The following is an 18,947-nucleotide window of genomic DNA, read 5'->3' on the forward strand; positions in this document are numbered from 1 at the left end:
TGATTCTCATCTGAAGCTGGTTTACTCCTCCTGGGCAAAGTGACGGTGGAGAAAGTCGAGGACTTTGTTGCTTGGGTTGCAAAGCTTGGGTGCCGCAGGGATCCCAACAGCCAAGCGGGCAAGGGCGCGGCCATGCTCAAGCCCTTCACGCAGGCCAATATAGGGGTTTCGCCTCCAGATCTTTGGTAATGTGTGCTACCGTTTGTTACCTATTATGCAGTTATGTCATCTTAAAATGCTCATTCAGCATAAAAGGTGCTTTCTGCTCCAGATCAGCCCTCAAACTCAGCAAGCGATAGCTAGATTGAGCAGCAACGGGCCGGCCGCCCTTGGCTCAAGGAGGCATCCCTTACCTACAAATCGCTTCTGATGAAACCTGCTGCCTCAGGGATCCATAGCTTCATCCAAGTCACAGTGTCCACTTGGATGTCGAGGCACATGTGAGCTACAGATTTAACCGTCCACCCTTCCTGCTTGCTGCCAGGGTCAATGCCCACAGCAAGGGGCTAAGTTTTGCAGTCAGATAGTTTTGCGTTCAGATGCACGCAGAACACTCCCCTTTTCCAGAAGGGAGCAGCTTTGCCGCTCCTAATCCGCCACCGAGCACAGCTAGTTGACCCTCCCTCGACTGAAGTCGGGAGATTCCTAAGTAGCCCACAAACGGACTTGTAAAGGTGTTGTCAAACCGCCCTTAGACAGTCCCTCGAGGCAAAGCCCCAAAGTTCTGCTTACTTTTCTCAGTAGGTTAGCCGCAGCGTTAGCATCAGCGTTCACTAACCACCCTTTGGCTGTTTGGCACAGTCCCCGCTTTATCCACTTCCCAGATGCTTGCCACCGGTCGGGTCTTTCACCGTAGTTAGGTAGCTCATCCCTATCCAAGAAACTTGCCTGGGAAGTGTACACCTCGTCTACCTCAATGAACTCAATACCATAGCGTCCTGTAAGAGACCACTACTCCCGGTTGAGGGCTCCTCTTCAACACAAAGCCAGTCAGGGCACATGCAGTTCACGGCGCAGGTGCCGGCAACCGTTGCAACGGCTGTCTGGCAGGGAGAGGCGCTTTCAAGCGTGGGTGGACCACTGCATCTCCACTGGCGTCAGCGGGACGGAGTCGTTTGTGATTGCGCTCTTGGGGGCTGCCGCAAACCAGCCCAGAGGTCCGTGGTTGGCTTGTCAACTGCAGGGCTACCAAGAGCCCGTACTTTATACGTCAGCATGAGTGCGGGTAGTTTACAACATCCAAAAGGCCCTATCAGGTTTAAAGTGAGGAGTAACCCGACAAAGAGTGAGGCTTGGCCAATGACGCTGGCTCAGGAGGCAATTGCCCAAATCCCTGCCTTTTGCCAAGGGATCCAATACTTTGGGGATCCCTGGCCGGAATTTGATCGCCTAGGCCAGGAACCTGCAGTCGATGCTGCCACAGGCAAGCTGCGGGATCCCGGCAGTCCCATGGCTGCCTACCAAACTTTGCTCTATGCCGATGCGCTGCGCTACCTCACCCTGCAGATGACGGCCAGCAAAGCCTCGGGCCACCCAGGGGGCTTTGCCAGCCAGGCGGAGGCCTACGCCGCTTTGGTGTACTTGGGCCAGAAGAATATCCCCACCGAAGTGGGCCACCACGCCCCCGGCTTCTATGCCGCCATGTTCTTGGATGGATCCCTGGCCGAGATGGGCATCCACACCGTCTCTGACTTGCAGGCTCGCTTTCGGGAACGGGAAGGGCTGCTGGGGCACCTCTCTGGCTACATCCCTGGCTTGCTGGCGCCGGCAGGGCCCCTTGGGCAGGGGCAGCACTTTGCCATGGCCGCTGCTTTGCTTTACCCGGATCGCCTCTTTCCTGTCACCATCGGCGATGGGGGGCTGGGGGAGCCCTACGTGATGAGCTCCATGATCCACTTTCACACCGCCTTCCCGCAGCGCACCAACTTCCTGCCGGTGCTGGTCTGGAATGGCTACAGCCAAGAGCACCACAGCATGATCTCCACCCTCACCAACGCCCAGATGGTTGAGTACTGGCGGGGCAACGGCTTCGAGGAAGTGGTGCTGGTGGATGCTAAGGAATTCGACGATGCCCAGCAGCCTGGCCCCTATGTGGACAGCACTCTCTTTTCCCTGGAAGCCCGCTTGGCCTTTGCCCAGAGGGTACTGACCGAAATGGAGCGGGCCATTCAGGCAGCTCTAAGCGGCCACCTGACGGTTTTCATCCTCAAGCAACTGAAAGGGGCGGGCGTGCACGCCAAGGGATCCAAATCCCACAACCTCTACGCCCACCATACCTTGGATAACCCCGACATTGTGGCTGCTCTGCAAGCGCGGGCGCTGCATCCGGCAGCTTGGGCCCTGGTGCGACAAAACTGCGAGCGGGCTGCTGGGGGGCCGGCAGCCAAGGTGGTGGTCACTGAGTCTATCCGGCCTCTGCCGCCGCTGGGATCCCTCAACTTGACGGAGTTTCCCCTGGGCGATAAGCAAGTCTCCACCACGGCCATTGGCGCTCTAGTGGTGCAGGTAGGGCAGAAAGACCCTGACTTTCTGGTGGCCAACGCGGACGGCAACGAGGCCTCCGGCCTTGCCAATGTCAACCAGGGCCTGAAAGTCATCCACCCCACGGTGGATCCCCTCTACAACCAACAGCCCCAGGGCCAGGTTTACGAACCCCTTAGCGAAGATGCCTGCGCTGGCCTGACGGGGGGCCTGGCGCTCTTCGGCGGGCGCTCTCTCTGGTGCTCCTATGAATCCTTTGCCGTCAACGGACTGCCCATCTGGCAGACGGTAACCCAGGCGATGGCGGAGCTGCGCCGCCCCACCCCTTCCGCTATTGCCCTCTTCACGGCTGGAGCATTGGAACAGGGACGCAACGGCTGGACCCACCAACGTCCGGAAATCGAGGCCTATCTAGCGGCCATGATGCGCAACGGCAACATCTTCCCCCTCTTTCCCCCCGACGCCAACTGTGCCCAAGTCGCCTACGAGTGGGCCCTATCGACCTTCAACAAAGGGATCCCGATCTTTGCCAGCAAAACCCCCCTGCCCATCCGCACCACCCTGGAACAAGCGCGCCAAGCCGTGGAGCAGGGCTGCACCGTGCTCCAGGAACTGCCTGGATCCCGCACTGTGGTCTTTGCTGTGGTGGGGGATATGATCCTCCTGCCAGTCTTTGCGGCGGCTGACCAGCTCAAGGCCCAGGGGATCGGCAGCAAAATTGTTTCGGTAGTCAACCCTCGCCGTCTCTACCGCCCTAGCGATATAGCCTGGTCCACCTGTGCCCAACCCGATGGGGAGTTCATGTCTGACCAGGAGTTTGCCGCCTGGTTTGCCGGCGAAGCCCTTATCGGCGTGACTGGCGGATCCAGCCTGATGTTGGAGCCCCTGTTGTTGCGCTACACCGGCCCGCGCGATATTTTTGCCTGGAAACGCGGCGAAACCACCGCCACCCCTGCCGAACTCATGGACTACAACGGCCTAACGGCCCAGGCACTCGCGGAGAGGGCAAAGCAACTGCTAGACTGAGGGGCACATTGGGATCCCTTCAGTCTATGACCAGTGCTATCCCCCTCCGAGAGAAGCTTGAGAGGATATCCCCCACCGAGGGCAAGGAGCAAGTCATTGTCCAACATTTCGCTATCCCCTTGCTCCATGAGCTAGGCTTTGGAGACCTGGAGATTAGGCCTGAGTTTGAAACAGGGTGCGGAGAAGTAGACTTTGCGGCTAGAAAAAACACACAACATACAGACATCTTCTTCAACTCTAGGAAAAACCCATACCTTCTCTTGGAAGTTAAGTCCAGGACAGTCAATCTTAGTGAGGGATTCGCTGCCTATAGAGATGCAGTAGATCAAATAAAAAGGTACTTGCTTGGAGAGCATAGCAAATCAGCAAAGTGGGGAATAATCACCAATGCAAATTACATCCAGCTCTGGAGGAGGCACGGGAAGGTTGTTCACCCTGTTACAGCAAACCTTGCTATCAACCTGGATAACATTGAGAACATCGTGCATGATTTACGAAACAAGATAGAAAACTACGAGCGTGCTTTGACCATATGTGTGTACAACAATAAAGGCGGTGTGGGCAAAACAACAACGGTTATTAACCTTGCAGGAGCATTAGCATATAAAGGGAAAAAAGTCTTAGCTGTTGACTTTGATTCCCAAGGAGATTTGACAAGAAGCTTGGGAGCTACTCCTGGAAAAGTTACACTAACGCAGTGTTTAAAGGATCCCAGGATAGACGTCCACACGATTGTTCAGACATATAGGCTCAAGACACCTAAGGGAATAGTTCCCGTCTTCAACCTCATCCCAAGAGACCCTGAGCTGGAGACACTGACCAACAGTGACGCTGCAGCCTATATCCAGAAAGGAACCAGGCGCCTTCGGGATCTGCTTGCCCCCCTTCGTCGTGAGTATGACTACATCCTAATCGACTGCCCAACTCAGTGGCTTTACTTCAGCCAAAGTGGGCTTTTTGCTGCCGACGTTATTTTGATACCTACCCGACCTGACGATCTGTCTTCTTTAAATAATGCTGTTAGAGTAATTACCAAATTCATTCCAGAAACTGTTAAATCACGACATGACGGAGGCCCCATCGCTTTGCCTATCTTTTTTAATGGCGTCTCCTCGAAAAATCAAAACGCTATCAAACTGGCAAACGAAGAAATACAAAAGCTTATTAAGCAAGAGAAAGATATGGACTTAACCCCGTATTTCCGACTGCTCCTTAAAAAGGGCAATGAAGACAAATGCATTATACCCGACTATGCACTGATATCTTCTGCCACTTTCGCTCGAATTCCTGCTGTTTTTAGGGACAAAAGGATTTTAGAATACTACCAAAGTCTCGCCGGCGAGTACTTTATCGATGAGTGAGTTCTCCGATCTCGGCAAGCTGGTTAACTTACCCCTTGAGAGCATCATGCCTGCCGAGGGGTTTTCTGCTCCCTCTTTCCTGGTTACTGCAGCAGCCGCTCAGTTAAGGGCAACAGGAGGGCGCAACTGGGTGCCGCTGCTAGTGGTTGAAGCTGGCGACTACCAGTACAAGGCTGTTGGCAACCATTTTGTCTATGCAGTTGCTCAAGAAGCAGGGCTGGAGAGGCTGTGGTGTATCATTGTTGACCCAGCTCCGGAGCAGGTGGAGCAGGCCCAAGTTCTCGCCAGAGAAAGGGTTCCGAAGGTCAATCTGACTGAGGCTTCTAGGGAAACTATCTTGGCTGCGCTGAGATACCTGGCTGAGCAGCCCGGCACTCCGCTTAAGGGAGTTGATGTAACCACTGCAGCCGCGCGAATTGCGGAGGCGGATAGGAGCTGGTGGCAGGATCTAACTCCCATAACCAAGCTAGGATGCAGAATTACGCGAGGCAAAAAGTTGGATGCTCTGAAGGAGGTATTTTTCCTAGCTCCTACAGCACCACCTCCTAGTAAGAAGAAATCGTCTAAAAAAACCACGACATCCGCCAGCGTCAAGAAAACAAGCTCAAGTCGCTCGCGGAAAAAGAAAGAGGGCTAAAAGGGATCCTCCCCCCACTGCAGAACAAGGCCGGCCTTTAGTACCGCCGTTCCCCCGCCCAAAGACCCACCAGAGCTGCTTTGCCCCAGGGATCCACCTTCACCTCTGCCCGCAGGGTTTCTGGGCGGTGGCGGATTGCTTCTTCCAGAACCTCTCCCAGCGCTTCTGGAAGGAAAAACTCTTCGATCCCAAACCTGAGCTGCCACCCATCGAACCAACCCTGCAGGACAACTTCCCCAGGCCGCAGATCCCTGGGTCGGTCGCGACTGATGCCAACGGCCTGCCAAGGTTGAGCAGGATCCCCGGCAGGAGGGGCCAAGCGCAGGTAGAGGATCCCTGGCTTACGGAGCTCAGGGGACCAGCCGGGCAGTTTCTTCAGAGTGGAAAGTTGGGCAACGGCATAGCTCAAGGTTACGTAGCGGCCCCGCAAGGGGTCGTAGGGATCCCGAGGAGCAATTTGCAAGTAGATGAGGGTTCCCGTGGCAAGGGTAAGTGCCTTCCGTGTCGGCAGCAGCGCAACCAGGCTTACCTGCAGCAATAGGGCCAACCAGAAGAGGGATCCCTTGAGAGGCCGAGGAGAGGGCGTCTTCATTACAGCACGGTTCTAGGTGGCTTGCTGGAACAAGTTACCCCAAGCTGTGGAGGAAGTTATGCCTGTGGGGATCCTCTTTCAGGGCAGACTTTCCAGCCATAAAGATGCTATCCTAGTTGAGTGTCTTCTCGGCTCAGTAGCTCAGCGGTAGAGCGGGGGACTCATAAGCCCTGGGTCGCGTGTTCAAATCACGCCTGAGCCATCTCTAGCAAGGCTTTGGTTGCAGCCTTTGGAGGCCAGGTTGAGCTGGAGCCCCAGCTTTCGCTCTCAGGTTGCAAGAGGCGGCATTTCCAAGGGCGAGCCAAGCCCCTTGAGCGATCCCGATCCCGGATAAAAGCCGAGATCTAGCACCTGCTCAAGGGTGTAGGGACACTCAAAGGGCAGCTCCTCTTCCGAGAGCGGCGTTTCTTTCACCACCAACAGGATCCCGTCTTGGTAAGCCTCTGGCAGAGCTACCAAAAGCTCAGGCTTGAGGCTGGGACTCTCTTTGAGCAATCGCTGGATTTGGCGACGTTGTTCGCTAATAGTTGCCCGCCAACTTTTGCCGCGAAGCTGGGGCTGGAACTGCCATTTGAGGAGGTGCCCCAGCAGGATCCCCAAGCGATTGACCAATTCGCGGCGCTCTTGCCTGCCCAAAGCCTCGATTTCCTCTGCTAGATGGACAGTATCCAACTGCTGCAACTGTCCTGCCCGCAGCAGCGCTGCCTGCTCCTGAGTCCAGGCATAAAAGTCGCGCTCGTAAAGCTGCATACTCACTCCTGGCGCAATCTGGCAGTTATTCTTCAGGGTAAAAGTTGGGATCCATCGCCTGCTCAAAAGTGTAGGGGCACCGGTCAGGCAGATCCTGCAGAGAAAGAGGCGTTTCTCTCACCACCAGGAGCAGTCCTTTTCGATAGGCCTTTTCCATCGCTTCAGTTAGGTAAGCTTTGAGGCTAGGGCTCTCCGCAATGAGCTCCTGGATATCCTGCCGCTGTTCGATGATCGTGGCTTGCCAACTTTTGCCGCGAAGCTGGGGCTGGAACTGCCATTTGAGGAGGTGCCCCAGCAGGATCCCCAAGCGATTGACCAATTCGCGGCGCTCTTGCCTGCCCAAAGCCTCGATTTCCTCCGCCAAATGCCCAGTATCTAGCTGCTCCAGCCGGCCCGCTCGTAGCAGCGTCGCCTGCTCCTGGGTCCAGGCATAGAAGTCGCGCTCGTAAAGCTGCATGTCCACCCCCATCTGGGCGCTGCCCGGGTATCAACCAATCCTACTGGCTCTAGGAGAAACAAGTGGCTGGGCGCGGGGGAGCTGGCCTGCCTTTAACTGCCGCTGGAGCCAAGAGTCCGCTAGACTAAAATCTGGACATCCCTTTTGCAACTCTATGGCCGACCCTCTCACCCCTCAGGTTAGCGAGCGCATCTGCAAGCACATGAACGAAGACCACGCCGATGCCCTGGCGCTCTATGCCAAAGTCTTCGGCCAAGTGGAAGGGGTGACTCAGGCTCGCATGCAGGCCATTGACTCAGAAGGGATGGACCTGCAGGTAGAGGTAGACGGGGCCCTACGAACCCTGCGCATTCCCTTTGATCACCCTCTCAAAGATTCTGAAGATGCCCACCACACCCTGATTGCCATGCTGAAACAGGCCCGTGCTCGCCTCCGGCAAGCCAGTAGCTAATCTGGGCCTGGCAGCAAAAAAGGAGAAGACCCCGGCACCGGCTAGCCAGCCGAGGCCGGCAAGAGACGGGTCTAGTGAGCTTGCTGCAGGAGCAGGTCCAACTTGCCCTGGGCCTCAAGGGCATAGAGGTCGTCGCAGCCGCCGATGTGCTGGTTGTTGATGAAAATCTGGGGCACCGAACGGCGCCCGTTGGCCCGCTTAGCCATCTCCGCTCGCGCCGCCTCATCCCCATCAATGGCGTATTCGATGTACTTGACTCCCTTGCGGTCTAGCAGTTGCTTGGCGCGAATGCAAAAAGGGCAAAAACGCCAGGTGTAGATCTCAACAGCCATAGGGAGATAACGAACGCTTTCACATAGCTTAACATTCTTAGTTGGCCTCCTTCCAGTTGTGGCCAATTTGAATATCCACCACCAGCGGTATGGAGAGGGGCACCGCCCCTTCCATTTCTCTTTGAATGAGGGGCTGTAAGTCCTGCCATTCTGAGGGCTCTACTTCAAATACCAGCTCGTCGTGAACCTGCAACAGTAAACGCGAACGAAAGTTCTGGAGCTTTTCCTGCAGGCGCACCATAGCTACTTTGATAATGTCTGAAGCGGATCCCTGAATGGGGGCATTCACAGCAGCTCGTAGCTCGGCTTGTTTGCGGTGGCCCGATAGCTGAGACAAATTGGGGAAATAGCGGCGGCGACCCAGGATGGTTTCCACATAGCCGTGTTCTTCCACAAAGGCTTCGGTGGCGCGGAGATAGGCAAAAACGCCAGCATAGCGCTCATTAAATCGCTGCAAGAACCGCTTAGCTTCTACCAGCGATACTCCTGCCGTGCGGGCAAAACGCTGGGCTCCCATGCCATAGATCACGCCATAGTTAATCGTCTTGGCAAGGCGGCGTTCCTCACTGGTTACCTCTTGCTTTTCAAAGAGCAAGCGAGCGGTTAGGGTATGCACATCTTCCCCGGAGCGAAAGCACTCAAGGAGGGTTGGCTCTTGGCTGAGGTGGGCCAGGATGCGCAGCTCAATTTGTGAGTAGTCAGCCGAGGCCAACAGCCATCCCTCCTGGGGAATGAAGGCCTGGCGAATGCGGCGGCTAAACTCGCTGCGGATGGGGATATTTTGCAAATTGGGGTTGGAGGAGCTGAGCCGGCCAGTGGCAGTAACGGTCTGGTTAAAGTTGGTGTGCACCCTGCCTGTATCGCGTCTTACCAGAGCTGGCAGTGCATCCACATAGGTGGATTTGAGCTTGGCCAGGGTGCGGTACTGGAGAATAGTTTCAATAACTGGGTGATCCCCTTCCAGCTTCTCTAAAACAGAAGCGTCGGTGGAGTATCCGGTGGCTGTCTTGCGAGTTTTTCGGACATCTAGCTTGAGCTTTTCAAAGAGTAGGGATGCCAGCTGTTTGGGAGAGTTGAGGTTAAAGACCTCCCCCACTTGGGCATAGGCCTTTTGCTCCAGGCTTTGTAGCTCTTTTTCCAGCTCCTGAGAAAACTGCTGGAGAAACTCAGTGTCGATACGGATGCCGACCCACTCCATTTCTTCCAAAACATGAGCCAAGGGCAACTCCACCTGGATAAAAAGATTCCAGAGGCGTGGGTCAGTCTGTTGCAGCTTCTCGGTGAGGATAGGCACCAAGCGATAGGCGCAATAGGCATCGGTGCCGCAATATTCTGCCACTTTGGCAATGGGCAGATCGGCAATGGACTTTGCTTTGCCCAGCAACTTTTCGTAGCTGGTGGTGGGCAAATTTAAATAGCTAGCTGCCAAGTCGGCCAAGTTGTGGCTGGCCTCTGGGTTGAGAACGTAGCTGGCCAGCATGGGATCAAATTGGATCCCTTGTAGGCGGATGCCATGGGCGCGAAAAATACTGAGATCATACTTGCAATTTTGCAGGCTTTTGGGCCGATTGGGATCCTCCCAAATGGGCTTTAGGCTCTGCTTAACTAGGTTCCAGTCCAGGTTGGATCCCTGGCGGTGACCAATGGGCAAATAGGCAACATCCCCCTCTGACCAACAGCAGCCAATTCCCACCAGTTGGGCGTCGCGGGGATCCAAACTCGTGGTTTCCGTATCCCAGGCTACGATCCCCGAACAGGCCAACAGCTCTTGCCGCAACAGCTCCAATTGCTCTGGGGTATCCACAATGCGCACTGCCGGCAGAGAAGGGGCGGGAGCAGCGGCAAAATCAAACCAAAGGGCCTCGTCGTAGGCAGAGCCATCCCCTTCAGCTTCTAGGGAACCTGTCCTGGCTGCAGTTGCCTGAGGGGGGATCCCGCCCAAGGTAGCCTGGAGTTTCCGCACTTGAGCAATGAAACTGCGAAACTCTAGTTTCTCCAGCAGCGGCAGCACTTCCTCTGGGTCAAAGCCGGTCAACCTCATGCCCTCCCAGTCAGGCACAAGGGGGACGTCGCAGTGAATCCGAGCCAGAAATTGGGAGTGCCGGGCCGCCGTGATCCCTTCCCTAAGGTACTGCTGGACTTTGCCAGGGATCTCCTCCAAATGGTTGAAAATCTCCTCCAAGCTGCCATAGCGCTGCAAGAGCTCTGCCGCTCGCTTGGGGCCAATCCCCTTGACGCCGGGAATGTTGTCGGAGGGGTCACCACAGAGGGCTTTGTAGTCGACCACTTGCCAAGGCCAGATGCCCAATTTCTCTTTGACCTCTTGGGGGCCAAATTCGCTGACGCGATCCTTGCTGTTGAGGTGCAAAACCCTAATTCTTCCCTCGCGGTCAATCAATTGAAACAGGTCCTGGTCACCGCTTAAGATCTGCACTCGATACTTTTGGGGAACAAGCCTACAGAGAGTCCCCAGAATATCGTCGGCCTCAAAGCCGGGCACTGCCAAAATGGGAATGCGCAGCGCCGCCAACACCTGCTGGAGGTTCTCCACATCTTCAAGAAACTCCGGCGGCGTTTCCGGGCGGCCTGCTTTGTAGGTTTCATCAGCCTCGTGGCGAAAGGTGGGCTGCCGGGTATCAAAGGCAACAGCTACATGGGTGGGGGGGTACTTCTCCAGGACCTCCAGCAGCGATTTCAAAAAGCCAAAGCTAACACTCGTCGGGATCCCGGTGGAGGTGCGCAAGCCCCCCTCGCGACTGTGGGCAAAGGCGTAAAAAGCGCGGTAGGCCAAGGAGTGACCATCGACCAAGAGCAGCGTCGGAGTGGGTGCAGCCATCGGCTTAGACCAGGAACTAAGTCCAGCCTAAGGGATCCCGACCTGGACAGGGAGCCGCTCCCTAGGGCCGCCAGGGAAACTGGCGAAAGTTAGGAGGGCGCTTCTCCAAGAAGGCGCGTTTGCCTTCGGCAGCTTCCTCGGTCATGTAGTACAGCAGCGTCGCGTCCCCGGCTAGCTCCTGCAGCCCCATCTGGCCGTCGCAATCGGCGTTGAAGGCGGCCTTGAGGCAGCGGATGGCCAGGGGACTGTGCTGGAGGATCTCCCGCGCCCAGCGGATCCCTTCTGCCTCCAGTTCCTCCACGGGCACCACCGCATTGACCAGGCCCATTTCCAGCGCCTGCGCGGCTGTGTACTGGCGGCAGAGGAACCAGATTTCGCGCGCCTTTTTTTGCCCCACCACCCGCGCCAAGTAGCTGGCCCCAAAGCCGCCGTCAAAGCTGCCCACCCGCGGCCCGGTTTGGCCAAAGATGGCGTTGTCGGCGGCAATGGTTAGATCGCAGATGAGATGCAAAACATGGCCCCCGCCAATGGCGTAGCCGGCCACCAGCGCAATCACCACTTTGGGGAGGGAGCGGATGATGCGCTGCAGATCCAGGACATTGAGGCGGGGAACGCCTGCCTCGTCTAGGTAGCCGGCCTCTCCGCGCACGCTCTGGTCGCCCCCAGCACAGAAGGCATATTTTCCATCCGTATGCGGCCCGGCGCCTGTCAGGAGCACGACTCCAATATTGGGATCCTCCCGCGCATCCAGAAAGGCATCAATCATCTCGGCAACCGTCTTGGGGCGGAAGGCGTTGCGCTTGTGGGGGCGGTTGATGGTGATCTTGGCAATGCCGTCGGTCTTCTCGTAGAGGATGTCTTCGTAGAGCTTGGCCGTCTGCCACATGGTGTCTAGCGTTCCAACTGACCTCCCATTATCCCGCTAGGGGACAGTCTGCAGGAGGGATCCCACCAGCCCTTCCAGGGTGTACTCCTGGGCCACCACATCTACCCGCCCCAAGATCTGCCTGCAGGTTGCCGCCGTTTTGGGGCCGATGGCCGCAATCTGCACCGGCGGATCCCAGACTTCAGGGCCCAGGCCGGCCTGGTGGAGGAGATGGGCAAAATGCTGCACGGTTTTGGAGCTGGCAAAGGTGAGGATATCCACCTGGCGCTCCTTGAGGGCAGCCACCACCTGGGGATCCGCCGCTGCCGGACAGGCCGACTGGTAGGCCGCCACCTCCACCACCTCGGCTCCGCGTTGCCGCAGCCCCTGCACCAGCTCCTCCCGTCCTCCGGATTCGACGCGGGGAAAGAGGATGCGCTGCCCCTGCACTGGCTCCGGCCAAATAGGCAGCAGGGCTTCGGCCACAAACTCAGAGGGCAGCAAATCTGGGCGGATGCCGTACTGGGCCAGTACCGCCGCCGTTTTGGATCCCACCACTGCCACTTTCAGAGAGTAAAGAGCCCGGCTATCTCGCCCCTGCTGCTGCAACCGCTCGAAAAAAGCCTGCACGCCGTTGGCCGAAGTCAGGAGCAGCCAATCGAATTTCTCCAGGTCGGCAATGGCTGTATCCAAGGGATCCCAGCTTGTAGGCGGCTGGATGACCAGGGCGGGCATTTCCAGCACCCGCGCCCCCTGAGTCTGCAGCAGCTCGCGCAAAGCTGGCGACTGCCCCTCAGCCCGGGTGACCAGCACCGTTTTGCCTGCCAAAGGAGCCGGTGGCGGTAACGGTGGGATCCCCGGCAAAAACTCCTGCCGCAGCCGCACCACCTCGCCCACCAGCAGCAGGCCAGGCAGCTTTTCCGGCTCCAACCCTTCCCCCTCTTGCAGCTCTGCCAGGGTGCCCACCCAAACCTGCTGCTCCGCCTGCCCTGCCCCCCAGATCACGGCGGCGGCGCGCTCCGGTGGGATCCCAGCTGCCACCAACTGGGCCGCAATCTGCTGCCGCTGCCGGGATCCCATCAAGATCACCAACGTATCCAACTGGGCCAGAGCGCCCCAGGGCAGGGCCTCCAGCTCGTGGGCGGTCAGCACGGCAAAGGTGCGGCTCAAGTGCTTATCGGTCAGAGGGATCCCTGCCCACAAAGGGCCGGCCAGGGCCGACGACAAGCCTGGCCAGATCTCAAACGGGCAGCCCGCCTCCCGCAGGGCCTGCACCTCCTCGCGGGCACGGCCAAAGATCAAGGGATCCCCCGCCTTGAGGTGAACCACCTGCTTCCCTTCCCGGCAGCGCTGGATGAGCCAGCGGATGCCCTCCTGCAAACTTGCTGCTTCGGAACGTCGCCACACCTGTGCCTGGGGGGGCAACTCCGCCAACAAGCGCGCGTCCACCAGCTCGTCCACCCAAACGGCCTCAGCCCGCCGCAGGATCTCCAGCGCCCCTTGCGTCAGGCCGGCCCGCCCGCCCAGCCCCGCCCCCACCAGATACACTTTGCCCATGCTGCTGCACCCCTTCTCTTGCCCTCTACCTGTTGATCCTGCCGCAAAAGCGGGATCCCGCCTGCTTGGCAACTCTTCCTCCAAGCTGAGGCAAAAACCGCCTGCTTGCGAGATACTGAAAGCGTTGCAGTCTGAGGATCCCTGCCCATGGCTCGTGTGACTGCAGAGCTCTGGCCCCGACGGCGCTTTCTGGCCAGTGGAGCTGCTCTAGTGGCAGCGGCAGCGGGATCCCGCCGCTCCAGATCCCGGCCCCTGCGCTTAGTCACCAACTGGTACGCCCAGGCAGAACACGGCGGCTTTTACCAGGCCCTGGCCCTGGGCATCTACGCCGACTACGGCCTGCAGGTGGAAATCCGCATGGGGGGAACGGCGGTTAACGTGCTGCAACTGCTGGCCGGAGGGGCGGCGGACTTTGTCCTCGGCGGCAGCTCCGACGCCCTAGCGGCTCTGCAGTCAGGGATCCCCGTGCTCACCGTGGCCGCCTTTTTCCAGAAGGATCCCCAGTGTCTTTTGGCCCATCCGGGCGTGGGCATCGAGCGCCTGGAGGACTTGCGGGGCAAGCCCATCTGGGTCTCTCCGGGAGCCAACCTTACCTACTGGCCTTTCTTGCGGGCCAAGTTTGGCTTTACCGACGCGCAAAAGCGCCCCTACAACCTCAGCCTCACCCCCTTCCTGCTGGACAAACACTCTGCCCAGCAGGGCTATGTCACCTCCGAGCCCTTCCGCGTGCGCCAGGAGGGCGGCTTTGATCCGGTTGTCTTCCTGCTGGCCGACTACGGCTATTCCCCCTATGCCACCACGCTGGAGACTACCCGCCCCTTTGCCGAACAGCACCCGGAGGAGGTGCGAAAATTTGTGGCCGCCTCTATCCAGGGCTGGCAGAGCTACCTGGAGGATCCCCGTCCCGGCAACCGCCTCATCCGCCAGGACAACCCCAACATGAGCGAGGCCCTTCTGGCCTATGCCCACCAAGCCCTAAAAGACTACGGCCTCCTCACTGCCGGCGACGCGGCCACCCTAGGGATCGGCGCCATGACCCACCAGCGCTGGCAGACCTATTTTCAGGAAATGGTGGCCCTGGGAATTGTCGAAGCTGGCCTGAATGTCCGCCAGGCCTACACCCTTGAGTTCCTCCCCAGCCCGATCGCCTAAGGGATCCCACCTCCCTCCATCACCGCCAAGCTCTGCAGCCGCGGGGATCCCTGCATCGCCAGCTCATGGCGCCGGTGCATCTGCTCTGTCAGCAGGTAGGCCCGGGGCAGATGGCCGCTCAGCCGCTGCCGCCGGTGGGGCAGTTGGTCGTTGCCAAAGCTGTGGCGGTACTCCTCCGAGTCGATAAAGGCATTGACCATGGCCTGAAAGCCCTGGCGCACCAGAATGTTGTGATAGGCCGCCACCTCCTCCTTGCTGGCGGGGGCCCGTCCCAAAAAGTGCTTAAAACCCTCCTCCACGCAGCGGGTGTTGCAGCCGGCACTGAAAAAGAGCTGCCGGTAGAGCCGGGATCCCCCAATTTGGCGAACCAAGCGCTTGATCCCAATCCGACCCCGCAGGAAGTCCTGCTCGATTTTCTCCAGCTCTCCCGCCTTCTCGTGCTGGTAGGGCTGGCGTTCCAAAAGCTGTTGGTAGGCGGCCCGCAACAGGTTTTGCAACGTTTGCGGATCCCGCTGGCGTAGTTCCATAGCGATAGCTCCCAAGCAACGCGACCGACAAAAACCGATTGGGCAAGAGGTCAACTTAAAGAAACGATGAAGATGGAGTTGCTCGATACACTTTTACAGTCGGCATTAACCAGATCCAAAAATTGTCAATGCCAACCCGGAGACCAACTGAGCAAAAGCCCTACTCAAGATTTATCTTGTCGATAAGTTGAACTGGGGAAGCTTGCGATAAATGTTTACAAGAAGGCCCCCAGTTTTTTCGAGTTTACGTGATTCTACTTTCCAGCTTTCTACATGGAGAAACTTTTCGTACTTACCCGTAGTTAAAGATTGTGACGTTTTGATTCCCCCAGCCTGGTCAAGATCCAGAATACGAGTAGGAACTGATTTTTCGCTTGTATTGCTTTTGCGGCAGGGCGTATCTGCCGGCAGAGTTTTTGTCTGCCTTGAAGTTGGGGATCCCACCTATGGTGAAACAAATCCGGCTAGATCCTCTATCCCGTGTCTCGGAGGTGGATACCTACAGCAATCTGCTGTCGGCCATTTTGTCGGAGGAGCTCCATGTCTCCAAGGAATGTAACGGCCGCGGCCTCTGCGCCACCTGTCATGTCTACGTCAAGGAGGGGATGGAGAGCCTCACCCCCATCACCCCCCGCGAGGCCAAAACCCTGGAGACGATCACCAGCGCCCGCAGCAATTCCCGCTTGGCCTGTCAGGCACGGGTGGTGGCCGATGGGGTGGTGGTGGAGCTGCCGCCGGGGATGTACGTGAACTCGCTGAAGGATGTCGAGGTGCTCATCGGTCGGCGGGCCGAACAAGACTTGCTGCACCCCCGAACAGGGCGCGTTTTGGTGGAGCAGGGCAAGATCATCACCCGTTCCACGATCAAGCAACTGGAAAACGAAGACTTCCGCATCATCGGCAGCACCCTTGCCCAGACCCGCGAGGCCTAAGGGATCCCAACACTCTGCTTGGGTTCCTGCTGCAGTGGATCACGGCTCAGTTTTGTTGAGGAGAAAGCCATGGCCAGCGTTACCACTCGACCGGATCCCCGTCCCGCAGTCACCATGCCGGTGGGCCGCGACAAGCACGCCCACTACAGCTACCGCGATTTCTTCCGCTTTAACCGAGAGCAAGGCACGATTATCGACTGGAATAACACCCAAAACCTGCTGCTTAGCGAAGACTTCATTGTCGGCCTGCAGGCGGGCCTAGAGCAGGAAGTGGGCGATGCCTCTGCGGCGGTGATGTACACCATCGGCAGAGACTGGGGCATGCGCGATGCCCAGCATTTTTCCCAGTGGTATGAGCGGGAGTACGGGATTGGGGTCAAGCAGTCCAACCTTCTGTTTTTGCTGGAGACCTGGTGGTGGCCTTTTACGGCGCAAGGCTGGGGCAAGTGGGAGGTGGAAACCGAGTCCAAACAAAAAGGGTTCCTATTCATCAACCTGTTTGACTCGCTGGTGGCCCGCACCCTGGGCGATGTAGGCAAGCCAGTTTGTCACCTCTACGCCGGGCTATTTGCCGGATTTTTCTCTGCTATGACTTCCCGCGAGCTGGCTTGCATCGAGATCCAGTGCTACGCCATGGGGGAGACCTACTGCAAGTTTTTGCTGGGCGGGCAAGAGCGCATCGATGCTGCCAATTTCTGGATGAGCGAAGGGGCCAGCGCCCGCGAGATCGAGCAGCGTTTGCACCAACTGTGAGGTCTGCCTGTGGCTTTTGCAGTCCTTCCCCGCCACTTTGGAGAAACGCCCATGCTAGACACCGATCTGGACTTAACCCAGCCGCTGGCGGTGTTTTTACAGGGGTTGAACTGGGATAACCGGCCCTTGGCCAAAGCTCCCTTCGCTCCAGAATCGCTGTCGGACTCCCCCCTGTTCTTGGCCCAGTCGGTAGGGCAGTTTTTCGCCGGCTGCAATTGGTCGGGCGTCCGCCCGCGCCCTGAGCCACCGCCGGAGGATCCCTTTACGCTTGAGGATTTTGCCGCTTTGTTTGGTGGAGCCTTGCTCTAGCCCCGCTTTGCCCCAACTTGGGTTTTGCTTCCTCGAGCCGCTCGATCTTTTGACTGGTTTTGAATCGGGTTTTTTAAGGAGACCTCACCCATGAATGACCTTCACCCTTGGCCAGAGCGCATTGCCGATCGAGAAGGGGATTACCTGACGCCCGACGATCTACAGGATCTCCTCCGCTACGCTCTCTCCTTTCCAGAGCGGCTGGATCTCTACCAGGTTTTGCAACAGCAGGAGGTGGCGTGGATCGAGAAGGTTCTACAGCAGCACGGGTACAGCGGTGAGGCAGGATCCTCTCTCACCCCCACTCAGCGCCTCTTGGCCCGGCAACTGGCCTTTTGCTTGCGCTCCCTGGGCCTGAGCTTGTTGTTGGGGGATCCCCTGCCCCTGCGGCAATGGAGGTGTGGGGCGATGGAACGATACCTGGGTTTGCCGGAAGCGCTCCGGCAGTTGCAGGCGGTGGTGCAGGGATCCCTGCCGGCGGATCAGCAGGGTTTGCTTGCCCCCTACTGGCAAGCGCTACAGGCTGTCTGCACCCCTTCCCCAGAGCGGCTTGAGCCAGAACTTGCTCCTCAAACCGAGACTGCAGCTCCGTCGGAAGAAGCGCTCACCTTGATGCACATGTTCGTCTAAACCAAGGGGGCTTCTTATGAATTCAATGGTGACCGCGCTGATGCAACAAAGTGAGGGCCGCTATCTGCGCCCAGACGAGCTGAAAACCCTACACGCCTATGTGGAAGGGATCCCCAAACGAGTCCGCCTCTATCAAGTCCTGCAGGCCAAAGAGCAGGAGCTAGTGGAGCGGGTGATGGAAAAGTTCCAGCCGATGATGCCCCATTTGCCCCGCCAACATGGGCACCTGGCCTGGGAGCGTTGCCGCCGCGATCTAAGCATGGTGTGGCGCTACTGCTGCCTGGCCATGCTGCTCAACGATGAGGATTACCTGCGGGATAAGTTGCTCTACTGGCTGGAGACGATCCTGAAGTCCTTCAAGATGCGCGACCAGTGCCAGCCTGCCTATAAGTTGATGCTCGACTCCCTCAGCGCTGTCTTCGGCCCCGAAGCGAGCGAGGCCATCCGCCCCTACGTGCTCTTGGCCAAGTCGATGCTGGTCAACTGAGGTCAATGGGCTCTCAATATACAGCCCACTCCCTGGTCATCCATTCCTTGCACCTAACGCGACCACCCCCGGCCCCTCTCCCCAAGGGAGAGGGGAGTTGGGATCTTTGTTGCTATTTGAAATGACCATAAAAGCCTAAGTTTCAGCCGCCCTCAAGTCCGTCCATCTCCCTGCGAGGACAGCCATGACTACCCTGCAAGAGATCCTGCAAGACCAGATCCTGCCCGGGCACTGCTTTAGCCCTGCCTACTACATCCGTCCCGACATCCACAGCGGCCTGCTCTACAGCCGGGGAGGATACCGCCTGGCAGCCTTTCCCATGCCTCTCCTGGAAGCCATCTACGCCGGCTTGCGCTATGAGACGGGGCAAGCCACCCGCGTCATCCTCTACAACTGTGGCCGCCACTGGGGAGAAGCGTTTTTCCGCCGCATCGAAGACGAACTCTCCCGCTACTACCAACAGCCGTTGCAGGAATTGCCGCTGGGGATCTTCCTCGATGCCCTCAGCGAGCTCTGGGCCACCCACGGCTGGGGCCGCCTAGAGCTGGACTTTTCCGCTGCTGACCGCGGCTTGGTGGAGGCTAGGATCCGCAACTCCGGCTTTGCCCTGGCTGCTCGTGCCAGCCTCAGGCCGGAGGAGCTGTCTGCGCGGCGGGAGCCTGCCGGCTATCTAGAGGCAGGAATGCTGGCCGGCCTCTTCTCGTTGCTCTCGGGCCGAGATCTGGTCTGTGTGCAAACCACCTGTGAATCCCTGGGAGCCGACTGCAACCGCTTCCTTATTGGCACCGCTCAGCGGCTGCACAATGGTGAAG

At 58.1% G+C, this 18,947-nt stretch carries 19 protein-coding genes, 1 tRNA gene and 1 pseudogene; 13 read left to right on the plus strand and 8 right to left on the minus strand.

The window, feature by feature from the left end:
- Positions 1-940: 940 nt before the first annotated feature.
- The 4 genes and pseudogenes from NW827_RS11130 to NW827_RS11145 form a co-directional block, all read left to right on the plus strand.
- Positions 941-1,219, plus strand: a pseudogene (locus NW827_RS11130) (hypothetical protein); the annotation flags it as partial.
- An 80-nt stretch (positions 1,220-1,299) separates the two neighbouring features.
- Entirely contained in the window at positions 1,300-3,507 is a 2,208-nt protein-coding gene (locus tag NW827_RS11135; RefSeq protein ID WP_414359968.1) for a phosphoketolase, read from the plus strand.
- A gap of 26 nt (positions 3,508-3,533) precedes the next feature.
- Complete coding sequence (locus tag NW827_RS11140; protein ID WP_414404077.1) at positions 3,534-4,868, plus strand: AAA family ATPase; 1,335 nt, start codon at positions 3,534-3,536, stop codon at positions 4,866-4,868.
- Positions 4,861-5,505: a Rho termination factor gene (locus tag NW827_RS11145; protein ID WP_414372602.1), complete on the plus strand. Its 645-nt coding sequence runs from the start codon at positions 4,861-4,863 to the stop codon at positions 5,503-5,505. The genes NW827_RS11140 and NW827_RS11145 overlap by 8 nt, the downstream gene beginning before the upstream one ends.
- Positions 5,506-5,542: 37 nt before the next feature.
- Here the strand turns inward: NW827_RS11145 and NW827_RS11150 are convergent, their stop codons facing one another.
- A complete protein-coding gene (locus NW827_RS11150) occupies positions 5,543-6,097 on the minus strand; it encodes a GDYXXLXY domain-containing protein (RefSeq protein WP_414404078.1) in 555 nt (184 codons plus the stop codon).
- Positions 6,098-6,227: 130 nt separating this feature from the next.
- Here NW827_RS11150 and NW827_RS11155 point away from each other — a divergent pair.
- A tRNA-Met gene (locus NW827_RS11155) sits at positions 6,228-6,299 on the plus strand.
- Positions 6,300-6,364: 65 nt separating this feature from the next.
- Here the strand turns inward: NW827_RS11155 and NW827_RS11160 are convergent.
- Together NW827_RS11160 and NW827_RS11165 are read right to left on the minus strand one after the other, a co-directional pair.
- Complete coding sequence (locus NW827_RS11160) at positions 6,365-6,847, minus strand: DUF29 domain-containing protein (RefSeq protein WP_414404079.1); 483 nt, start codon at positions 6,845-6,847, stop codon at positions 6,365-6,367.
- Positions 6,848-6,872: 25 nt separating this feature from the next.
- Positions 6,873-7,316, minus strand: a complete 444-nt coding sequence (locus NW827_RS11165; protein WP_414404080.1) for a DUF29 domain-containing protein — start codon at positions 7,314-7,316, stop codon at positions 6,873-6,875.
- A 142-nt stretch (positions 7,317-7,458) separates the two neighbouring features.
- On the opposite strand from NW827_RS11165, the gene NW827_RS11170 reads away from it, so the two are divergent.
- On the plus strand, positions 7,459-7,755 hold the full coding sequence (locus tag NW827_RS11170; protein WP_414359976.1) for a DUF2470 domain-containing protein: 297 nt from the start codon (positions 7,459-7,461) through the stop codon (positions 7,753-7,755).
- Between the two features lie 71 nt (positions 7,756-7,826).
- On the opposite strand, the gene grxC is transcribed toward NW827_RS11170, so the two are convergent.
- The 4 genes from grxC to cobA all read right to left on the minus strand — a co-directional run bounded on the left by grxC (position 7,827) and on the right by cobA (position 13,345).
- Positions 7,827-8,087: a glutaredoxin 3 gene (gene grxC, locus NW827_RS11175; RefSeq protein ID WP_414359978.1), complete on the minus strand. Its 261-nt coding sequence runs from the start codon at positions 8,085-8,087 to the stop codon at positions 7,827-7,829.
- A 37-nt stretch (positions 8,088-8,124) separates the two neighbouring features.
- Positions 8,125-10,923, minus strand: a complete 2,799-nt coding sequence (polA, locus tag NW827_RS11180; RefSeq protein ID WP_414503693.1) for a DNA polymerase I — start codon at positions 10,921-10,923, stop codon at positions 8,125-8,127.
- Positions 10,924-10,984: 61 nt separating this feature from the next.
- A complete protein-coding gene (gene menB / locus NW827_RS11185; protein WP_414359983.1) occupies positions 10,985-11,809 on the minus strand; it encodes a 1,4-dihydroxy-2-naphthoyl-CoA synthase in 825 nt (274 codons plus the stop codon).
- Between the two features lie 36 nt (positions 11,810-11,845).
- Positions 11,846-13,345: a uroporphyrinogen-III C-methyltransferase gene (cobA, locus tag NW827_RS11190; RefSeq protein WP_414359985.1), complete on the minus strand. Its 1,500-nt coding sequence runs from the start codon at positions 13,343-13,345 to the stop codon at positions 11,846-11,848.
- A 147-nt stretch (positions 13,346-13,492) separates the two neighbouring features.
- Between cobA and NW827_RS11195 the strand changes: the two genes are divergently transcribed.
- A complete protein-coding gene (locus tag NW827_RS11195; RefSeq protein WP_414503694.1) occupies positions 13,493-14,497 on the plus strand; it encodes an ABC transporter substrate-binding protein in 1,005 nt (334 codons plus the stop codon).
- Here the strand turns inward: NW827_RS11195 and NW827_RS11200 are convergent.
- Positions 14,494-15,024, minus strand: a complete 531-nt coding sequence (locus tag NW827_RS11200) for a phycobilisome rod-core linker polypeptide (protein WP_414503695.1) — start codon at positions 15,022-15,024, stop codon at positions 14,494-14,496. The two genes, NW827_RS11195 and NW827_RS11200, sit on opposite strands and share 4 nt — an antisense overlap.
- A gap of 446 nt (positions 15,025-15,470) precedes the next feature.
- Here NW827_RS11200 and NW827_RS11205 point away from each other — a divergent pair, with 446 nt between their 5' ends.
- The 6 genes from NW827_RS11205 to NW827_RS11230 all read left to right on the plus strand — a co-directional run.
- Positions 15,471-15,956 carry a 2Fe-2S iron-sulfur cluster-binding protein gene (locus NW827_RS11205; protein ID WP_414404085.1) on the plus strand — a complete coding sequence of 162 codons (486 nt, stop codon included), beginning with the start codon at positions 15,471-15,473 and terminating at the stop codon, positions 15,954-15,956.
- Between the two features lie 69 nt (positions 15,957-16,025).
- Positions 16,026-16,709 (plus strand): V4R domain-containing protein, encoded by a 684-nt coding sequence (locus tag NW827_RS11210; protein WP_414503696.1) that lies wholly within the window; start codon positions 16,026-16,028, stop codon positions 16,707-16,709.
- Between the two features lie 51 nt (positions 16,710-16,760).
- Entirely contained in the window at positions 16,761-17,018 is a 258-nt protein-coding gene (locus tag NW827_RS11215; RefSeq protein WP_414404086.1) for a hypothetical protein, read from the plus strand.
- A gap of 90 nt (positions 17,019-17,108) precedes the next feature.
- A complete protein-coding gene (locus NW827_RS11220; protein WP_414404087.1) occupies positions 17,109-17,648 on the plus strand; it encodes a hypothetical protein in 540 nt (179 codons plus the stop codon).
- Between the two features lie 16 nt (positions 17,649-17,664).
- Positions 17,665-18,135: a phycobilisome protein gene (locus NW827_RS11225; RefSeq protein ID WP_414359996.1), complete on the plus strand. Its 471-nt coding sequence runs from the start codon at positions 17,665-17,667 to the stop codon at positions 18,133-18,135.
- 184 nt (positions 18,136-18,319) lie between these two features.
- The coding region (locus NW827_RS11230; RefSeq protein WP_414503697.1) for a V4R domain-containing protein at positions 18,320-18,947 on the plus strand (628 nt) is incomplete at its 3' end.

It is taken from the genome of Synechococcus sp. H70.1 (assembly GCF_047502705.1).
In the GTDB taxonomy this organism is placed as follows: domain Bacteria; phylum Cyanobacteriota; class Cyanobacteriia; order Thermostichales; family Thermostichaceae; genus Thermostichus.